Annotated in this window: 2 protein-coding genes; both read right to left on the bottom strand. The window is 35.8% G+C overall.

Annotated features, from left to right (window positions below):
• Positions 1 to 264 precede the first annotated feature (264 nt).
• Entirely contained in the window at positions 265 to 1,026 is a 762-nt protein-coding gene (locus H5202_RS22835) for a TatD family hydrolase (protein WP_182774030.1), read from the bottom strand.
• A partial coding sequence (locus tag H5202_RS24100; RefSeq protein ID WP_220493988.1) for a hypothetical protein occupies positions 1,019 to 1,208 on the bottom strand: 190 nt, incomplete at its 5' end. The genes H5202_RS22835 and H5202_RS24100, both read right to left, overlap by 8 nt.

Below are 1,208 nucleotides of genomic sequence, written 5' to 3'. Positions count from 1 at the left end.
TACATTAATTGCTTTTCTATTATTTGATAGGGCAAAACCTATCAATAGTAAGGTGACCACCCCTACTAAACTCATTACTATATCCATTAATCATCACCCTTTTGTTAACAGTTTTTTTGAATGTTGTTAACTCACCTAATTTCCGTTGATGATTATAACTGAGCGTGAAACGAAAAGCGTCGTTTTGATCAAGTTTTTAAAGTTTAATTTCAAACCCTTACGACATTAAATACAATTTAACTATGGATGTTCATTAAAAAACAATTAAAGCTCAAACAGTTGCAACGCATTTTTATTCAACTGTTCTAATATACAAACAGTTGGCTTTTTCTTTAAAAATGCGATTTCGGACACAATTCTAGGAAGAATAAGAGGAGTATTTCGTGATTTAGGGTGATCAAAAGGAGGCATACTCGGCGAATCTGTTTCCAATAAAAAGTGCTCTAAAGGTAAATTAACCACTGTTTCTCGAAGCTTTTTAGCACTTGGATTGAGTATTAAAGCACCTACACCTAATTTAAAACCTAACGAAATATAACGATTTGCAATATCACTGTTACCGTAAAACCCATGCACAACGCCACCTTTAGGCAGTCTAATATGTGCCAACATTGACAATAATTCTTGATGAGCTTTAACAGCATGTAAAATGACGGGTAATTGGTAAACTTGAGCGAGTGATAACTGTTTTTCAAGTAACAACAATTGTTTATCCGACCAATGATGTAACTTATCCAGTCCACACTCCCCAATAGCAACCAAACGCCTATTCTTGCTATATTGTTGTATCGTTGCTTCAAGTTTAATAATGGCCGCATCAATGTCATCTGGCACATACCAAGGATGAATACCAAGCGAGAAATAACAATTAAATTGCTGCGCGATTAGGATTTGCTTTTGCCATTTATCGACCGACACTCCAGGTAAAATAGCAGAGCTAATACCATGTCGATGCATGGCATCAAATAATGCAGTTCTATCATCATCGAACTCTGACATATCTAGATGAGCATGTGTATCAATCATAAGGTCGCTCTTTTTTATTACTAACAACATTCTGATTAATGACGGGCTTGGATGTCGATGCATCAAGTCTAGGTTCGCTCAATCTTGGTACACAGCTACGTTTATTTTCTAACGTCAATCCCATCTCATCGCACCATAAAATGTACTTTTGCCAGGGCTTTACAATAAATAGCCTAAAAACA

Source organism: Shewanella sp. SG41-4, assembly GCF_014164505.1.
Classification (GTDB): domain Bacteria; phylum Pseudomonadota; class Gammaproteobacteria; order Enterobacterales; family Shewanellaceae; genus Shewanella.
Note: the sequence above shows the minus strand (reverse complement) of the source record. Positions and strands in the feature narration are given on the sequence as shown.

Coding starts and splice junctions, on each gene's coding strand:
- H5202_RS22835 (WP_182774030.1), bottom strand. CDS start 1,026: ATGATTGATACACATGCTCATCTAGATATGTCAGAGTTCGATGATGAT.